Annotated in this window: 12 protein-coding genes and 1 pseudogene; 6 read left to right on the top strand and 7 right to left on the bottom strand. The window is 65.8% G+C overall.

Annotation, left to right across the window (positions count from 1 at the left end; genetic code table 11):
* Nucleotides 1-39 precede the first annotated feature (39 nt).
* The gene (locus tag ACLNGM_RS21990) at nt 40-1,041 is read left to right on the top strand and encodes a TRAP transporter substrate-binding protein (protein ID WP_416356586.1); all 1,002 of its coding nucleotides are present in this window, start codon (nt 40-42) and stop codon (nt 1,039-1,041) included.
* A 237-nt stretch (nt 1,042-1,278) separates the two neighbouring features.
* Here ACLNGM_RS21990 and ACLNGM_RS21985 read toward each other — a convergent pair whose 3' ends face one another.
* Both ACLNGM_RS21985 and ACLNGM_RS21980 read right to left on the bottom strand, forming a co-directional pair.
* Nucleotides 1,279-2,100: a metallophosphoesterase family protein gene (locus tag ACLNGM_RS21985; protein ID WP_416356585.1), complete on the bottom strand. Its 822-nt coding sequence runs from the start codon at nt 2,098-2,100 to the stop codon at nt 1,279-1,281.
* 82 nt (nt 2,101-2,182) lie between these two features.
* Nucleotides 2,183-3,393, bottom strand: a pseudogene (locus ACLNGM_RS21980) (IS3 family transposase).
* 149 nt (nt 3,394-3,542) lie between these two features.
* Between ACLNGM_RS21980 and ACLNGM_RS21975 the strand changes: the two are divergent.
* Both ACLNGM_RS21975 and ACLNGM_RS21970 read left to right on the top strand, forming a co-directional pair.
* Nucleotides 3,543-4,580, top strand: a complete 1,038-nt coding sequence (locus ACLNGM_RS21975) for an IS110 family transposase (protein ID WP_416356584.1) — start codon at nt 3,543-3,545, stop codon at nt 4,578-4,580.
* 688 nt (nt 4,581-5,268) lie between these two features.
* A complete protein-coding gene (locus ACLNGM_RS21970; RefSeq protein ID WP_416356583.1) occupies nt 5,269-6,117 on the top strand; it encodes a GGDEF domain-containing protein in 849 nt (282 codons plus the stop codon).
* Nucleotides 6,118-6,398: 281 nt separating this feature from the next.
* Here the strand turns inward: ACLNGM_RS21970 and ACLNGM_RS21965 are convergent, their stop codons facing one another.
* Entirely contained in the window at nt 6,399-8,432 is a 2,034-nt protein-coding gene (locus tag ACLNGM_RS21965) for a DNA cytosine methyltransferase (protein ID WP_416356582.1), read from the bottom strand.
* Between the two features lie 373 nt (nt 8,433-8,805).
* A complete protein-coding gene (locus ACLNGM_RS21960) occupies nt 8,806-9,720 on the bottom strand; it encodes a LysR family transcriptional regulator (RefSeq protein WP_416356581.1) in 915 nt (304 codons plus the stop codon).
* Between the two features lie 313 nt (nt 9,721-10,033).
* On the opposite strand from ACLNGM_RS21960, the gene ACLNGM_RS21955 reads away from it, so the two are divergent.
* The 3 genes from ACLNGM_RS21955 to ACLNGM_RS21945 all read left to right on the top strand — a co-directional run bounded on the left by ACLNGM_RS21955 (nt 10,034) and on the right by ACLNGM_RS21945 (nt 13,455).
* The gene (locus ACLNGM_RS21955) at nt 10,034-11,005 is read left to right on the top strand and encodes a tripartite tricarboxylate transporter substrate-binding protein (protein WP_090964280.1); all 972 of its coding nucleotides are present in this window, start codon (nt 10,034-10,036) and stop codon (nt 11,003-11,005) included.
* A 69-nt stretch (nt 11,006-11,074) separates the two neighbouring features.
* Complete coding sequence (locus ACLNGM_RS21950; protein WP_416356580.1) at nt 11,075-12,154, top strand: tartrate dehydrogenase; 1,080 nt, start codon at nt 11,075-11,077, stop codon at nt 12,152-12,154.
* Between the two features lie 77 nt (nt 12,155-12,231).
* On the top strand, nt 12,232-13,455 hold the full coding sequence (locus tag ACLNGM_RS21945) for a glycerate kinase type-2 family protein (protein WP_416358520.1): 1,224 nt from the start codon (nt 12,232-12,234) through the stop codon (nt 13,453-13,455).
* Nucleotides 13,456-13,637: 182 nt separating this feature from the next.
* On the opposite strand, the gene ACLNGM_RS21940 is transcribed toward ACLNGM_RS21945, so the two are convergent.
* The 3 genes from ACLNGM_RS21940 to ACLNGM_RS21930 are packed head-to-tail and all read right to left on the bottom strand — an operon-like array spanning nt 13,638 to nt 16,565.
* Entirely contained in the window at nt 13,638-15,584 is a 1,947-nt protein-coding gene (locus ACLNGM_RS21940) for an AAA family ATPase (protein ID WP_416356579.1), read from the bottom strand.
* Nucleotides 15,577-15,912, bottom strand: a complete 336-nt coding sequence (locus ACLNGM_RS21935) for a hypothetical protein (protein WP_416356578.1) — start codon at nt 15,910-15,912, stop codon at nt 15,577-15,579. Before ACLNGM_RS21935 ends, ACLNGM_RS21940 begins: the two co-directional genes overlap by 8 nt.
* A gap of 59 nt (nt 15,913-15,971) precedes the next feature.
* The gene (locus tag ACLNGM_RS21930; protein WP_090964271.1) at nt 15,972-16,565 is read right to left on the bottom strand and encodes a hypothetical protein; all 594 of its coding nucleotides are present in this window, start codon (nt 16,563-16,565) and stop codon (nt 15,972-15,974) included.
* Nucleotides 16,566-16,735 lie beyond the last annotated feature (170 nt).

Genomic DNA, 16,735 nt, shown 5'->3' with positions numbered 1-16,735 from the left:
GTCCTCCGGCCCTTCTTCAAGGACCACAGGGAGGAAACCATGCTCAAGACCGCACTTCTGGCGTCAGTCGCCGCGCTTCTCGCCGCCGGGCCGGCCGCGGCCCAGTTCCAGGACCGTACGATCCGCGTGTCCAACGGCGTCCAGGAGGAGCATCCGGCCTCGGCCGGCGTCAAGGCGATGGCGACCTGCGCGGCGGAGAAGTCGGGCGGGGCGATGAAGCTGCAGGCCTTCTGGGGCGGCACACTGGGTGGCGACCTGCAGGCGACGCAGTCCGTGCGCTCGGGCACGCTGGAGATGGTCATCACCTCCAGCTCGCCGCTGGTCGGCATCCTTCCCGCCCTCGGCGTCCTCGATCTGCCCTTCCTGTTCAACGACGAGGCCGAGGCCGATGCCGTCCTCGACGGGGAGTTCGGCGACTATCTGTCGTCGCTGATGCCGGCCGCGGGCGTCGTCAACCTCGCCTACTGGGAGAACGGCTTCCGCCACCTCACCAACTCGCGCAAACCGGTCGCCAAGCTGGAGGATCTCAGCGGCCTGAAGATCCGGGTGATGCAGAACAACATCTTCCTCGACACGTTCAAGACCATCGGCGCGAACGCGGTGCCGATGCCCGGCCCCGAGGTGTTCACCGCTCTCGAGACGCGCGCGATCGACGGCCACGAGAACCCCTACGTCAACATCGAGACGTCCCGCATGTACGAGGTGCAGGAATACATTACGGAGACCAAGCACGCCTACACGCCGTTCCTGGTGCTTTATTCCAAGCAGCTCTTCGACCAGTTGTCGGCGGAAGAGCAGGCGGCGCTCACCGAATGCGCGAAGGTCGGACGCGACACCCAGCGCTCGGTCTCGCGCAAGCAGTCGGCGGCATCCGTCGAGAAGCTGAAGGAGGAGGGCATGGAACTGACCGTCCTCGACCCCTCCGAACAGGCGCGCATGCGTGAGATGGTCAGGCCCGTCTACGAGCGTCATGCCGCTGAAATCGGTCAGGACGTGATCGACCGTGCCCAGGCGGCCATCGCTCAAAAACGTAATCCCTAGGCGTGACATAGCCTCACGCTATTGACGATGTGATCTTCGAGGGTCCTCGAAGTCATACATGTGAGCATATCTGCCGAAGGCGGCCATGCCGCTTTCGGCTCCGATCTCTGACGTGTTGCCCTGCCACCCTTTAGAAAGTCTCGAGTGGCTTAGGCTCAAAACCTACAACCGAATGCAGTTACCAATAGGGATGAGCTACGGCAGGTGTTTCCGGTTCGCCAACGAACCGCTTCCTATTCATTCGCCGCTAAGGTGCTGGAGCTCCGCTAAACCGATGCGGCCTTCCAAATAGTCAGACTGCGCCTGCCTTTCAGGCGGCAGCACCACCCGACCGTGCACAAGTGCCCGCAGCTCGAACTCCCTAACGACAGCACTGCGGTCCGGCTCGCCGACTGCCTGCAGAAAGCTTACCTCGGGCCCATCGATCACGGCAGCCGTCAGGATACCCGATTGAAAAGCGCCAGTGTCGATCGAGATGCGGTTCGCAGTCAGAACGGGCAAATCGCCGATTATCGTGTGACCGTGCACCACCCGGCGCGGCAATGGTCCCTCGAAGTCGAGGAACTCCTGTCGTATCCACAGAAGGTCCTCTTCGGTCTGGAGCTCGATCGCTACCCCCGGCCGGATGCCCGCGTGTACGAAAAGATGTGTTCCGTCGTCGTGCGTCAACGGTAATCCTGCGAGGTAGTTCGCATGATGACTTAGCGATGAATTGGGATTGATTGCTGAGTCACGATCAAGCCCATAGCTGACCACGGTGTGCCAGTAGAGAACCCATGCCCATTCCGGCAGCCCTTGGCCCAGCGTGACGGCGCGGACGAATAGATCGTCGTGATTTCCGCGCAAGCAGACGAACTGGTCATGCGGGCGTTTCGGACCTGCGATCAGGCGCTCGATGACCCCGCGGGAATCAGCGCCGCGGTCGACGTAATCCCCTGTGAAGACGATCTTGGCGTGAGCATCACGGGTCTCAGCGTCGTCTTCGACCTTGGCAAGGAGGGTTTCAAGAAGATCAAGGCGGCCGTGAATGTCGCCGATCGCATATGTGACAGTACGCATGCGTGCCGCTCTACAGGCGGCCTTCCCGCGGTGCAACTTCGAAGAGCCTTGGCCTGCCCCCGTTAAGTGGCCCGGTGTAAAACTAATGCATGGTGGGCTTGCTGGCGATGGTTGAGCTGGGCGGCGAAGCGGGTTGGGGTAGCTCAGCCGGCCACGGCACGGCGGCAGGAGCGGGTGGACGGTAGCCCAGGCTCGAGTGTGGACGCTTGGTGTTGTAGTGGTGCCGTTAGCTCTCGATGACGATCCGGGCCTCTGCGAGGCTATAGAAGATCTCGCCGTTCAGGAGTTCATCGCGGAGTTTCGAGTTGAAGCTCTCACAGTATCCATTCTCCCATGGGCTGCCAGGCTCGATGAATGCGGTCCTGGCGCCGACCGCCGTGATCCAGTCGCGAACCGCCTTGGCGATGAACTCCGGACCATTGTCGGAACGGATGTAACCGAGCACGCCGCGCAGGATGAAGAGGTCCGACAGGACGTCGATGACATCCGCGGACTTCAACTTCCGGTCGCTCCGGATGGCGAGGCACTCGCGGGTGAACTCGTCGATCACGTTCAGCATCCGGAACTTGCGGCCGTTGTGGGTTCGGTCCTCCACAAAGTCATAGGACCAGACATGATTGGGCCGCTCGGGCCGAAGCCGAACGCACGAGCCGTCGTTCAGCCAGAGCCGACCGCGCTTGGGCTGGCGAGCGGGGACCTTCAGACCTTCCTCCTGCCAGATGCGCTCCACCCGCTTCACGTTCACAAGCCAGCCAGCATCCCGCAGCAGGGCCGTGATCCGGCGCCTATCAGCGATTGCGAGCAATCGCTTGCCGGCCAGGGGGATACCCATAGCGTCCATACCTCGTCGCGAGCTCGATGATGTCGGCCGTCAGCGCCGCATCGTCGGCTCGCCCTTTGGGCGCCCTGCGCTGCGTCGATCGGTGCTGCCCCAGGACCCGGCACGCCAAACGCTCCTTCACGCCATGCTTCTTCATGACATGCTCGATGCATTGGCGACGGCGGGCGGGGCTCACCAGTTTCTTAGATAGCGGCCTCCTTGAGGGTCAGCTTCTCCAGCGTCAGATCGGAGACCGCCTTGCGCAGGCGCTCGTTCTCCTTCTCCAACTCCTTCAGCCGCTTCACCTGATCAACCTTCAGCCCACCATACTCCTTGCGCCACCGGTAGTACGTGAGCGGCGTCACGCTGATCGTGCGCACCGCTTCAGCAACGGGGCGCCCCTGCGAAACGAGAACATCTACCTGCCGCAGCTTGGCGACAATCTCTTCCGGGCTCGGCTTCTTCCTGGGCATTCTCGGCATCCTCCAAAGGCTCGAAAGCCTACTTCAGGGAGGACCACTTAGCGTAATCGCAGGTGGCACCTCTCGCCGAGGGCGAAGCGGTTCCCCAAGCTGGTCATCCAGCAACGATCGGCGTGGCCGACGAGGAAAGGAGAACCACGATGCCCTCCTATGCAGCTTTGGATGTGTCGCAGGAGACGACGGCGATCTGCGTCGTCGACGAGGCCGGTCGGATCCTCGCCGAGAAGAAGGTCGCAACCTGCCCGGACATGATCGCCAGCTACCTAATGCAAAAGGCGCCGGACCTTGTCCGGGTCGGGCTCGAGACGGGACCGCTGGCCGTGTGGCTCTGGAACGAGCTCGCTGCACGCCGTCTTCCGATCCTGTGCATCGATGCCCGACATGCCAACGCGGCTCTGAAGATGAGACCCGTGAAGACGGACCGCAACGACGCGGCTGGTCTGGCGCAGATCATGCGGACCGGCTGGTTCAAGGAGGTGCGCATCAAGAGCCGCGACAGCTACCAGGTCCGCTCCCTTCTGGTCGCTCGCGAGATGCTGGTGCGGATCCGCGTCAAGATCGAGAACGAGATCCGAGGCCTCCTGCGCACCTTCGGCGTTCTGTTCGGCAAGCGTGTCGGAGGGTTCACCGGACGAGCCGATGAGACGATCGCCGGCGAACTCGATGCGTCCCCGGAGATGCGGCTGATTGCCGAGACGCTGATGAAGGCGAGAGCCTCGATCCTTGATCAGATCAAGGTTCTGGACCGCCGCCTCATGGCGGTTGCAAAGGCAAACCCCACAGCGCGCCTGTTCATGACCGTGCCGGGCGTTGGCGTCATCACCGCCCTTTCCGTCGCCTCGTCCTTCGACGACGCCTCGCGCTTCCAACGATCATCAAGCGCTGGCGCCTATCTCGGCCTCACACCGCGACGATACGAGTCCGGTGAGACGAGCCGCAACGGACGCATCTCCAAGCAGGGGAGCCTGATGACCAGGAAGCACCTCTACGAAGCAGCCACGACACTTCTGACGCGCAACCTGCGCTTCTCCACGCTCAAGGCATGGGGCCTGAAGCTGGCAAAGGCGTCCGGGTTCAAGAAGGCGAGGATCGCCGTAGCCCGGAAGATGGCCGTGATCCTGCATGCCATGTGGAAGACCAACACCCCATTCCGTTGGAGCCAGGAGGCAGCAGCCTAACCGTCACCGTGCCGCTCCACTGACGACAACGGATGCGTCCCCGCCGGGACGTATGGCGCGGATCAGGCCGTCCCTGAAAATGCGGTGCCATCGGCAACCGCGAGGACCACTTCGGTTGATCCACCCATCTGACGCCAACATGCGGCGGCCCATCGAGACCGACCGCGGAGAGAACCATGAACCCGGCGTGTGCGCAGACCTCAGTCACCCAGCTTGACGAATGCGATTAGAGAACTTTTCAGGGGGCAGACCTAACCGCTGCGAAAGCCGTCGGCGCCAGGGTCACCCGTCTGGCCGTCGCCGTTGATCGGTCCAGCGGAGCGCCGAGGTCGGCCGACGAGCCGTCCTGCGGCGGGCGTTCGATGCCTCGGCTTGGGACTGGATGTCCGGCGGCGAAGCGGGCAGGGACACAGGAGCGAAGGGCCTGGCCTTCGATCTACCGTTCAACATGGAAGGCGCCAGCGCGAAGATGGTTCAGCAACAATTCCGAACGGAAGAGGGAAGCACGACGTCGCGTATCGGAAGCTCCTGTTACGGAATCGCGGACGCCGTGATCGCAACGCGCACTGGCGCGCCTGATCGCGACAGGAACGAGCCGTCATCGAAGGGCCAGATACTCATACAATTAATTTTCAGATGATCTTTACTCCGATGCCTCAGTCTGACGCTGCGGAACGGGGCAGCGCCAGTGTCGAAGATCAACGTTGATTCCCTAGCGGTTCCGGCCTTTTCGGTCGCCATTACCGACGACGGCATTCTCCGCTACGACGGCATCAACGATATCCTGTGTCAGATCTCGGGACTGACCAAGGCCATGTTCATCGGCAAGACCGCGGCCGAGTTCATGTCCTTCGAGGGTGCGCAGGCTTGGGAGGCGAACTATCGCCGCTGCCTCGCGTCCGGCGTGATGGACGAGTACGAAGAACTGGCCGAGACCCCATCGGGTCTTCGTTGGTGGCGCACGATCCTCTCACCCGTCGTCGACGAGAAGGGAAAGATCATCCAGCTTCTGGGCCTCGCCGCCGACATCAACGACCGGAAGCGCAAGGAAAGCGAATTGCAGAGCGCCGTCTTCATCGACGCGGTGACGGGTATCTCCAACCGACGCCGGTTCGACCTGGACCTTGCCGCGGCGATGACCAGGTCGATGGACTCCGGAACGCCGTTCACGCTCGTGCTGGCGGACCTCGATCGGTTCAAGGCGGTCAACGACACCTACGGGCACGGGGTGGGTGACGAGATCCTTCGCCATGCCGCACTGCGTCTGCGTTCTGGCGTTCGTGAGAAGGACAGGATTGCGAGGGTAGGAGGTGACGAGTTCGCTGCCATCCTGTCATCTGCAACGGATGGCGCCGTCGCCGTTGCCCTGGATCGGATCAGTCGACAGTTCGCCGAGCCAATCGAAGTCGGGCAAGTCTGCATCCGGATCGGGGTCAGTGTGGGCGCTGCGCTGTGGCAGCCGAGCATGACGGCAGAGGCTCTTCGGGCCGCGGCAGACGCTGCCATGTACGGTGCGAAGCGCGACCGTGCGGCTTGAGGCTTAGATCACAGATCGAGACGTTCGGCGTTTCGCCAACCGTATGCGCGTCCTTCAGACGGAGCGGCGGGCTCAAGCGCGATGACCGTCTAGGCGACGGCGTAGAAGTCGGCCCTTCCTCGTCAGAGGCATGAACTCGCAAACGTTCGATACCCGCGGGTCGGTCCATCTTCTCGTCGCGATGCCATCGGCACCCGCACGGACGATCGTCTTCACGCCGGAATCAAGCGGGAGGGACATCGTCGATGTCGCCTCCCCGAGAATGATCCGTCGCACCAAGTCTAAGTCCAGTTGAGCGGCTGGTCGGATGCCGAACGTCCAAGGAGGCCGTGCTTCCGCTGATGCTCCCAAAGGTCTTTGGGCCAAGGCCCGAACCGAAGGCCGAGGAGGTCGTAGTCGATGTCGTGGTCCTCCCCAACGTCGCCCGTGCCCTCGGGCATCCCGATCGACGACGCCGCGCGTAGCTTCGCGAGCGGGATGGTCGAGCGTGAACCCTCCGACGGGACGGCCGAAGGTGACGCGTTTCGTACCGGCGGCGACGACCTAGCCGGGGCGTTGGCGACATGGTTCCACCGCATCGCCTCGTGACATACCTGGTCGATCGGATCGAACGTCTCGCCGGTCAGCGCTTCGGCGACGGCGAGGCCGAGCCGGAAGGCGACTGGCGTGGGGAAAGCGTTGGCGATCTGGCGGTTGACGTCGCGCGGCTTGCCCCGGAACGGCCAGCCGGGCGGGAAGGTCTGCAACAACGCCATCATCTCGTTCGTCGGCATGACGTCGCCGACGTGTTCGTGGCCGGGAGCGGCGACGCCCCAACGCTTCCCGACGAAGCCCATCTCGATCCACTCCTTCCGGGTTTTCTCCTGCCCGAGGTCGGAACTCTGCTTTTGGAGGCTGCCGCCGATCACCGTGGGCGCGACGCGTTGCATCCGCTCGAGCAGCTCCGGCGTCGGATCGAAGCCGCGCGAGCGAAGGTAGGACTCGAGCGCCACCGCCATCGTTACGGGTTCCTCGGCGAAGTTGTCGACGGATTTCAGCCGCCGGAAGCGGGCCCAAGCTTCAGGTTCCCGGAAGGCGACGAGGATCGCTCGATTGCGCCGTTGCGGCACGCCGAAATCGGCACAGTTCAGTTCCCACCAGTCCCACCGGTACCCCATGCGCGACAACTCGGAGAGGATCCGGGCACGGTAACCGTCGTTCACCGAGAACATGATGCCCCTGACGTTCTCGAGCATGACGGCACGGGGACGAAGCCGCTTCACCAGCCGGAGTGCCTCGGGGAAGAGGTCGCGGTCGTCATGCTCCCCATTCTGCCGGCCGGCCTGCAAGAACGGCTGGCAGGGCACCCCTCCCGCGAGGAGGTCGACCGGCCCGACGTCGCCCGGCTCGTACCCAACCAGGCTGGCCTCGATGACGTGCTCCTCACCGAAAGCGGCACGCAGCGTTTCGCAGGGTGCCTTCTCACGCTCGAGCAGGCCGACATGGCGGAACCCGGCCTTGGCCAGGCCCGCCGCCTGTCCGCCGCCGCCGGCGCACAGCTCGAACGCCGTCAGGCCGTGCTTGAACGCGGACGACACCAAACGCGTGCCGGACCGCGGCGACGCGGCGCGGTCCCGTGCTCGAACGACGGGGAGCGCCGCGTCGGCACGGGTATCCGCCGCCCGGATCGGCGGCGCGAACGTGGCGGTCCGTACCAGATCGGCCGCCGCCAAGCGGATGCCGTCCGGATCATCGGCGGAAGCCACCGCGGCCAGTGCTGCAAAGAAATCGCTAAGGCTCGCTTCCGAGCCCACGCCGTCGAGGACGGTCACGAGGGGACGGAGGCCCCGTGCCGCGACAGCGAGCGCGTGCAGCGCCGCCCCGTCCATGTCTCCCGCCTCGGAGGCCAACCCAACGATCCTGCGTGCCTCGCCGACGACATGGGCACAGTATGCCCGGGCCGCGCGACCCAGGGGTTTCAGGTCGGAAAAAGGTGTCGCGGACAATTCCGTGGTGACCCGGACGAGAAGCTTGGCGTCGGCTGCGGTGAGCCTGCGACCCCCCTCGATCTCGGCCAGGGCACGTTCGCGGCCCTCCGGCGGCGCGGACGCGAGCGTGACGGCGACACTGGGCGCGACGCCCTTCTCGATCAGCCAGTCCTTCCGGTCGCCGAGGACGCGAAACGTTTTCCGAAAGTTGAGTGCCGTCCGCGGGTCGATGCCGCATTCGTTGCGAACCCATCCCGAGAAGCCGCCCCGAAGCAGGGCCGCTGCCTCCTCGAGCGCCTCCCCGGCGACGAATATGTCCTCCAGGCCGCGCTTGCCGAGCGAGCCCACCGTGTCCTTCAGCTTGCGAAGGCGCTTAGCGACCCGGCGGTCCTCCGCGAGCTTCTCCTCGATCGACTTAGTCACCATTGCGATTCGCTCCCTGGGCCGGAGCGGAAAGTTAGCCGTCAATCGCTAAAGGCTGGGGACCCCCGCCGTTAAAGCTTTAGGCAGTCCGCACGACGCCGTCCGGGCGCCAAGCCGACCTTCTCGCGAAGGGGATCCGTGCGCTGAAGAAGGGAGCGGGCGCATATCTTCGCGGTGGGTCGGGTTGGTCGCTTCCCCCCCCCCATTCCGGAAGTCGGCCGCTCGACCGCATCCCGTCGGCCAGCCCATCGGCGATGGCTCAGCCAATCGAACGCGACAGGGCGGCCTCGGCTTTGGATCAACCCTGCACGGCGTATCGATCGAGATTGGTCTGCAGAAGGCCGAGAAGAAGGTCTCGGTTGGCATCGCGCACGTGCGCCTGCCATGCGACGGCCAGGGGCAGCCGCTCGGCGCCCCTCATCGGGTGACCCTCCAGCCGTCGGAAGACGACGTTGGTTACCCCCAGCCGCGTCGACCACATCGGGACGATGGCTGCCCCGATGCCAGCCGACACCATGTTGAGGATCGTCTGTTTCTCCTCGGCGACCTGCGCGATCCTCGGCGCCAGTCCTTCCTCCTCGAACAGCTTCATGGTCAGGTCGTGACTGTGCGGCCTGGAGCGGCGCTCGGGTATGATCATCGCGGCGTCGGCAAGTGCGGAAATCGAGACGACGGCCCCGTTGCCGAGGGCATGACTCGCGGGAAGCGCGACCACAGCCGTTTCGTGGAGGAGGAAGCGCGTGCAAAGGCCCGGGACCGGCTTCGCTCCCGGACGGATGATCGCGAGATCAAGTCGTCCCGAAAGGAGCTTGGGCACGAGACGGATCGACTTCTCCTCCGTAAGCTGGATCGTGAGCCCCGGGTCGATCGCGTGAAGGTCGTGGATCAGCGCGGGCACCAAGCCGGCCGCGGCGCTGTCGATCGCCCCGAGCCGGATCACGCGGCTCACCGTGCGTCCGCGGTCGCGGAAGCGTTCCACCATCCCGTCGGCCGCGTCGACCAAGGGTCGGGCGTCGCGAACGAAGTCGCGTCCGGCGTCGGTGAGGACGACGGAGCGGGTGGTTCGTGCGAACAGGGCGATCCCCAGTTCCTCTTCAAGCAGGCGGATCTGACGCCCCAGGCCCGCTGGCAGCATGTCCAGACTGCGTGCGGCGCGTCCGAAATGCATCTCCTCGGCAGCCGCCAGCACGCATCTGATCTGCTTCAGGTCCATGACCGACTATGCCACGAGAGAATATAATCGGTTGCTTATAGGGATCATCTCGGCCGCCGTCTAATGGTGGATCACCGATGCCTTCGGAGTGGCATCGGCGAGTTTCTCTGGAGGACGTCACGGGATCGGTCTCCTCGTCGGGCTTCTTTGGAAGTGCCCGCAACGCGCAGGAGAACGTCCACGTGCCGACGCGACATGCCGGCCGAAGGCGAACTGCCGGGCGGGTGGCGGAAAACGGTTCGCTCGAAAATTCACGACAGGCGGGTGACGGAGTTCGGGAGTTCCGGCTCGCCTGCACAACAGGGAGGAAGACATGAGGAAGATTCTGAACGCGGCGCTCGCGTCCGCGGCCGTCGCATTCGCCGCGCCGGCATTCGCACAGGATGCCTATCCTTCAAAGCCGGTGACGATCCTCGTTCCAGCGGCGGCCGGTGGCCCGAGCGACACGGTCGCGCGCCTGGTCGCCGAGGCGATGACGCGGGACCTCGGGCAGCAGGTGCTGATCGAGAACGTCGGGGGTGCGGGCGGCTCGCTCGGCGCCGGTCAGGTCGCGCAGGCGACGCCCGACGGTTATACGCTTCTCCTCTACCACGTCGCCACCTCGACCTTCGGCGCCCTTTACCCCGAACTTGCCTACAAGCCCGGCGAGGCCTTCTCCTCCGTCGGTCTCGTCACCGACGTGCCGATGACCCTCGTCGGGCGCAAGGACCTCGAGCCTGCGGACATCGGCGCGCTCATGACTTGGCTGAAGGGCGACGGAGCCGGCGCGACGTTCGGAACGGCGGGCGTCGGCGCGGTCTCCGACCTTTGCGGACGGTTGTTGACCGAGGCGTCCGGCGTCGAGCTGACAGTCGTCCCCTACAAGGGCACCGGGCCGGCGATGACCGACCTCGTCGGCGGCCAGATCGACCTCATGTGCGACCAAACCACCAACACCGCGAACCAGATCAAGGCCGGCGAGATCAAGCCCTACGGCGTCACGACGAAGGAGCCCATCGCGATCCTTCCCGACGTGCCGACGCTCGCGTCCAGCGGTCTTGATGGTTTCGAGATCACGGCCTGGCACGCGATCTGGGCGCCGACCGGCACGCCGGAACCGATCCGCCAGCGTCTTTCCGCATCGCTGCAGAAGGCATTGACCGATCCGGTCGTCATCGAGCGGTTCGCGGGTCTCGGTACCGTTCCCGTGGCTGCCGCCCAAGCCACCCCGGCTGCGCTGGACGAACGCTTCCAGTCCGAGATCGAGCGCTGGAGCAAGCTCCTCGCCGACGCCGGGGAAAAGTAAGTCGACATCTTCGATGCCGGACGGGCGGACCCGTCCGGCCTTCCATCTTGCCCGATGAGGACCTCGGTCATGCAGACCTACAAGATCGCCGCAATTCCCGCCGACGGCATCGGCCCCGAAGTGATCGCCGCCGGCCTCCAGGCGCTGGAGGCGCTTGAGCGGCGCGAGGGCACGTTCAAGCTCGACGTGACGCATTTCGACTGGGGCTCGGACTACTACAAGCGGACCGGCGCGATGATGCCGGCGGACGGCACGCAGCAGCTGAAGGGCTTCGACGCGATCTTCTTCGGCGCCGTCGGCGCGCCGGACGTGCCGGACCACATCACGCTCTGGGGCCTTCGCCTGCCGATCTGCCAGGGCTTCGACCAGTATGCCAACGTGCGCCCGACAAAGATCCTGCCCGGCATCGTCTCGCCGCTGGCGGGCGTCAAGCCCGGCGACCTCGACTGGGTGATCGTGCGCGAGAACTCGGAAGGGGAGTATTCCGGCCACGGCGGCCGGGCCCATCGGGGCCTTCCTGAGGAGGTCGGCACGGAGGTCGCGATCTTCACGCGCGTCGGTGTCACCCGGATCATGCGCTATGCCTTCCGCCTCGCGCAGTCGCGCCCGCGCAAGTTTCTGACTGTCGTCACCAAGTCCAACGCCCAGCGCTTCGGCATGGTGATGTGGGACGAGATCGCGGCTGAGGTCTCGGCCGAGTTTCCGGACGTGACCTGGGACAAGATGCTGGTCGATGCGATGACGGTCCGCATGACCTTGAAGCCGCAGAGCCTCGACACGATCGTCGCGACCAACCTCCACGCCGACATCCTGTCGGATCTCGCCGGGGCGCTGGCGGGCAGCCTCGGCGTCGCGCCGACGGCCAACATCGATCCCGAGCGTCGCTTTCCTTCCATGTTCGAGCCGATCCACGGCTCGGCCTTCGACATCACGGGCAAGGGCATCGCCAATCCGGTCGCGACCTTCTGGACGGCGGCGCAGATGCTGGAGCACCTCGGTCAGCCGAAGGCCGCGGAGCGCCTGATGCATGCGGTCGAGACCGTGACCGGAAGCGGCGTGACCACGCCCGACGTCGGGGGTACGGCCAACACCCAGCAGGTGACGGATGCCGTCTGCGAAGCCATACGCGGCTCGAACATCGTTCTCTGAGCGAGAACCCGGACGTGGGGTGCGCTGTGGCTGGCGACGGGTCGAACGAAGCTTGGGCCCGTCGTGTCCTGTCCGACATGTTCGCGGCAGCGGTGGGCGCGGCTGACCCGATGCGGGTCGTAGCGCCCGCCTTGCCCGAAAAACCGCCTGGCCGCTGCGTCGTCGTCGGCGCCGGAAAGTCCGCGGCCGTCATGGCCCGGGCCGTTGAGGCGGCATGGCCGGACGTCGACCTGTCCGGCGTCGTCGTGACCCGATACGGTCACGCCGTCGCGACGGACCGGATCGAGGTCCTGGAAGCTGCCCATCCCGTGCCTGACGCCGCGAGCGAACACGCCGCGCGGCGGATCATAGCGGCAGTGGATGGGCTTGGTCCCCAAGACCTCGTGCTGGCGCTCATTTCGGGCGGCGGCTCCTCTCTCATGGTCCTGCCTGCGGACGGGCTTTCGTTGGAGCACAAGCAACATGTCAATCGACTGCTGCTCGCCTCCGGGCTCGGCATCAACGAGATGAACGCGGTGCGACGGCGCCTATCGGGCATAAAGGGCGGACGACTCGCCGAAGCGGTTCGGCCGGCACGCTTGGTGACACTCGCCATCTCGGACGTGCCGGGCGACGATCCGCGGTCGATCGCTTCGGGGCCGACCGTGCACGATCCCGACGCCCCGGTCGATCTGGCGACGGTTGCGGAGCGATTGGGTCCCGACCTTCCCGAAGCCGCCCGTCGCCTGCTGGTCGCGCCGATCCAGCCACGACCATCCTTCGAGACCGATTACCGCATGATCGCGACGCCGCAGATGGCGCTGCAAGCGGCGGCCGAGGCCGCTCGCAGGCACGGGGTCGCGCCCCTTCTTCTCGGGGACGCTCTCGAAGGGGAGGCACGGGAGGTCGGGATCCTGATGTCGGGCATCGCTCGCTCCATCCGGCGCCATGGGTATCCGTTGCCCGCCCCGGCCGTCGTCCTGTCGGGCGGCGAGACGACCGTCTCCGTCCACTCCGCGCGGGCGGGGCGGGGAGGGCGCAACACGGAATTCCTACTTTCGCTCGCGATCGCCCTTCGCGGCGAGCCGGAAGTCTTCGGCATTTCGGCCGATACCGACGGAATCGACGGGACCGAGGATGCTGCCGGCGCCGTCGTGACCCCGGACACGATCACGCGAGCGCGTGCCGCGGGGCTCGATCCTGAGGCCCTTCTGCGTGGCCACGACAGCTACAGCCTGTTCTCGCGCCTCGGCGACCTCGTCGTGACGGGGCCGACGCTCACGAACGTCAACGACTTTCGCGCCCTGCTCGTCCTGCCGTGACGGCGTTGCCCGTTCCAGATCGACGTCGCCGGACATTCCCGACGGCAAGCGCAGCAGCCTTGTGGCCAAGCACGGCTGCGCGCAGGCGTCTCCTTTCCGATGGCGACGCAGTCCCGCTTGCGAACGGACGGTCGCGCACCTTCGCGTCGAGTACCGCCGGGAAACCCAGCGAGCGTTCGGGTTCAGGCGAGTGCGACGTCTTGGGTCTTGGCCAGCCGCGAAGACAGCGCCTCCACATCGTCGTGCCGGCGCTCGACGATGATCCTCGCTTCGCGGAGGCAGTTCGCCAGCAACCGTTCGATCCGATCGAGTGCGAGCGGTCCGTCACGGGTCACCCCCGCCCTTGCCACCGCAGCGTTCGGAAGGGAGTGCAGACCGCTGCCCAAACCGAGGCTGAACTCGATGCTCGCTGCCAACCTCGTCGCGCGCACGAGATCGGCGTCGCTCGTCCCTCCGGAGAGGCTGCTCCGCGAACCGAGAAGGACTTCCTCCGCAGCCAGTCCCGCCAACATGACGATGAGCTGGGCTTCCAGGCACTCCCGCGATTGGTCCGTACCCTCGGCGACGTCGAAGTTCGTCAGGTTCGCGCCACCGTCACGGACACGGCGCCTGACCCTGACTCTCGTCGGCACCAGACCCGAGACCTCCGCCAGTTCCCGCCCGACCACGACGTGACCGGCCTCATGGACGCACGTCCGTCTGTAGGCCGCGTCCGACAGCAGCACCCCGGGCGGCAGGGCTGTCCAAAGGTCGGCTTCAGCCAGCGGACGCCTATGCCTGCGCGCGGCCCCACGGGCGTCGCGCACGAGCTGTGCCAAAACGGCGCCGGACGCTTCCCCAAGTTCATCCGCGATCGGCGCCAGATCGATTTCGGGGAGCTCTCCCCTGAGGTGATGCCTCAAGATCCCGATCCTTCCCGGAAGATCGGGATGTCGGACCTCAATGTGCTTCCCGAGGCGGCCTGGCCGTAGCACGGCCGGATCGACGACCTCGGGCTTGTTGGTCGCACCGACCACCACGACCCCGGCACGTTGGGCCGCGCCGTCGAGGCATTCAAGAAGGCCATTGACCACCTGGCGTTGGTACGACGCATTGTCGCCCAGGGGCTCGTCCCTCGATCCCACCGAATCCAGCTCGTCGAGATAGAGGATGCAAGGGCTTGTCTTGCGGGCTTCGTCGAACGCGGCCCGCATGGCTTTCAGCAAATCACCCAGATGGCCGCGGGCCTGCCACGCGGCGATGGAATGCGCGTGCAGCGGGACTCCGCAGGATCCTGCGAGCGCCCTTGCGAACAAGGTTTTCCCCGTTCCGGGCGGTCCGTGAAGCAGCATGCCGCTCTCGATGTCCGACCACTGCAGCCTGCCTGATCGATACTCTTCGAGGTCGCGGGCGAGGTTCAAGCCCCAGGAATGTGCTTCGCCCATGCCGGGAAGGTCCTCGAGACGCTCCGGCACAGCGCGCGAGCCTTCGGCTGCGGACCGGGCAGGCACTTCGGCTTTCTTCTCCCTCAGCTTGGCAGGGCGGGGCTCTCGTTGCGTATCGAGACGGTGCTTGGCCAATCGCCCTGCGATGAGCCACATGCGGTCGGCGGTCATTCCGGGCCGGATCGCGAGGTTCAGGAAGGGCAGTGGCAGCCGGGCAAGGCGGGATACGAGCCGCTCATCCGGTCGGAAGCCCGTGTGCTCCCTCACGATCGCGGTGATCGCTTCCCGGCTGCAGACGAGTGGAACGACGGCGTCGGCCACCGCGCCAACGACAGTCGGCACTTCCGTCCGCCTGTGGCAGAGGACGACTTTGGGATGGGTCGACATGCTCGCCTCGACGAGCAGGCGTTCGATGTATTGGGAGCGCTGTCCGGATGGGTCGGTCCAGTTGCTGGCGGACGCGTTGAGCTGGACGATGCTCTTCCCGATGCCGCCCACGAGGTCGTGGACCGCTTCGCACAGGACGGCGGCGTCGTCCGGCCGAACGCCGCGGATCACCACGAGACACGGACCACCCTCAAGAAAGCGGTCCAAACCGCCGTCGCGGAGCGTTTGCCGCACGAGCGCGTCCGCAACCCTTGCGGAGGGCGTGAGCCGTCCGGCGAGCGACTTCGGCATGTCTTCGAAATCCAAGCGATCACGCATGTCCGACCCCCGTCGCGGGAGAGCCGAGCAACCAAAAGCGGCTCTCGGTACGGACGTACCCGGCGCCAAGGGAAACCACGCGCAGGGGCGACGTGACGGCATCCCTTCCGTCGCGAACGGTCGGGTGTCCGACGGGCTTTCCCCGGAGGCAGGGAACCAAGCGCACCGCGTTGGACCACCCTGCTAGGACGGGAGCGCCTGCAAGCATGTCGGCGGACGGCGCGTGGTGATCGCGCAGGTAACGAAGGTCGCGCAGGAGGGCGGCGGCGGTCTCGATCTCGTGGTCGAGCGCCTCCACCCGTGTGGTCGGGGTGAGAAAAACGGGCATGGGGCTGCCTTCGAACGGTCGCGCAACGGGCGACGCAGGACTGACGGGGGAGGGCGGAGTCAGTCGGCGCGGCGTATCACCCTCGTCCGGGAACCGAGCGGGGTGTCGAGGTCGAGGTCGACGACCCGGGCCAGCGCCAACGCAGCGACGGCCGCAACGGGGCGCGACGCATGCCGCATGATCGCCAGACAGTCGGCAAGGGTGACGGAGCCATCCTCGTCGAGCGCAGCCAGCAATCTGATCCTGTCGTCGATGGTCACGCGCCAGCGGGCGAAGGGGAGGATCAGCTTCGCGTTCTCGAGCCGCACTTGATCTACGTCGATCGGCGTCACGATGCGGGCGGCCGGCGGCAGGTTCTCCGACGCCGGATGGGGCTGCCCCGCAGGTTGGAGGAACAGGTACTCGACGCCGCGATCGCCGTGAGAAGAGAAATCGGCCGGGTGCGTGCATCCGTCCACGGCCACCCGGCATCGCCAGTAGTCCACCTCGGGATCGACGTCGAGAAGGCGTGCGACGTCGGCCGCAAGACCCGATGCCATCGTGACCTCGCCGCGGCAGCGGATGGGGCGATAGCCCGTTCCGTCACCGCGCGGGCCGTCAGACCCGCGCTTGAACGTCGGAACGGAAACGCCGGCAAATTTATCTTGGAACATGAGATCGCTCCGCACGGACGGGGCGTCGCCTCTCGTCCTTCAGCCTCGTTGGGGGCCTGCGTTCAGCGTATCGGAGGAAGGGCGAAATCGATCCACGCGGACGCGACGCCCAAGGCGTACCAAGCTTCCCCCGTTCTGGTCGAAGTCGTTCGCATGGCCACAGTATAAGC

Source organism: Aureimonas phyllosphaerae, assembly GCF_047943035.1.
Classification (GTDB): domain Bacteria; phylum Pseudomonadota; class Alphaproteobacteria; order Rhizobiales; family Rhizobiaceae; genus Aureimonas; species Aureimonas phyllosphaerae.
This window is presented reverse-complemented; position numbering and strand designations above follow the sequence as displayed.

Coding starts and splice junctions, on each gene's coding strand:
- ACLNGM_RS21985 (WP_416356585.1), bottom strand. CDS start 2,100: ATGCGTACTGTCACATATGCGATCGGCGACATTCACGGCCGCCTTGAT.
- ACLNGM_RS21990 (WP_416356586.1), top strand. CDS start 40: ATGCTCAAGACCGCACTTCTGGCGTCAGTCGCCGCGCTTCTCGCCGCC.
- ACLNGM_RS21950 (WP_416356580.1), top strand. CDS start 11,075: ATGCAGACCTACAAGATCGCCGCAATTCCCGCCGACGGCATCGGCCCC.
- ACLNGM_RS21945 (WP_416358520.1), top strand. CDS start 12,232: ATGTTCGCGGCAGCGGTGGGCGCGGCTGACCCGATGCGGGTCGTAGCG.
- ACLNGM_RS21940 (WP_416356579.1), bottom strand. CDS start 15,584: ATGCGTGATCGCTTGGATTTCGAAGACATGCCGAAGTCGCTCGCCGGA.
- ACLNGM_RS21930 (WP_090964271.1), bottom strand. CDS start 16,565: ATGTTCCAAGATAAATTTGCCGGCGTTTCCGTTCCGACGTTCAAGCGC.
- ACLNGM_RS21955 (WP_090964280.1), top strand. CDS start 10,034: ATGAGGAAGATTCTGAACGCGGCGCTCGCGTCCGCGGCCGTCGCATTC.
- ACLNGM_RS21935 (WP_416356578.1), bottom strand. CDS start 15,912: ATGCCCGTTTTTCTCACCCCGACCACACGGGTGGAGGCGCTCGACCAC.
- ACLNGM_RS21960 (WP_416356581.1), bottom strand. CDS start 9,720: ATGGACCTGAAGCAGATCAGATGCGTGCTGGCGGCTGCCGAGGAGATG.
- ACLNGM_RS21975 (WP_416356584.1), top strand. CDS start 3,543: ATGCCCTCCTATGCAGCTTTGGATGTGTCGCAGGAGACGACGGCGATC.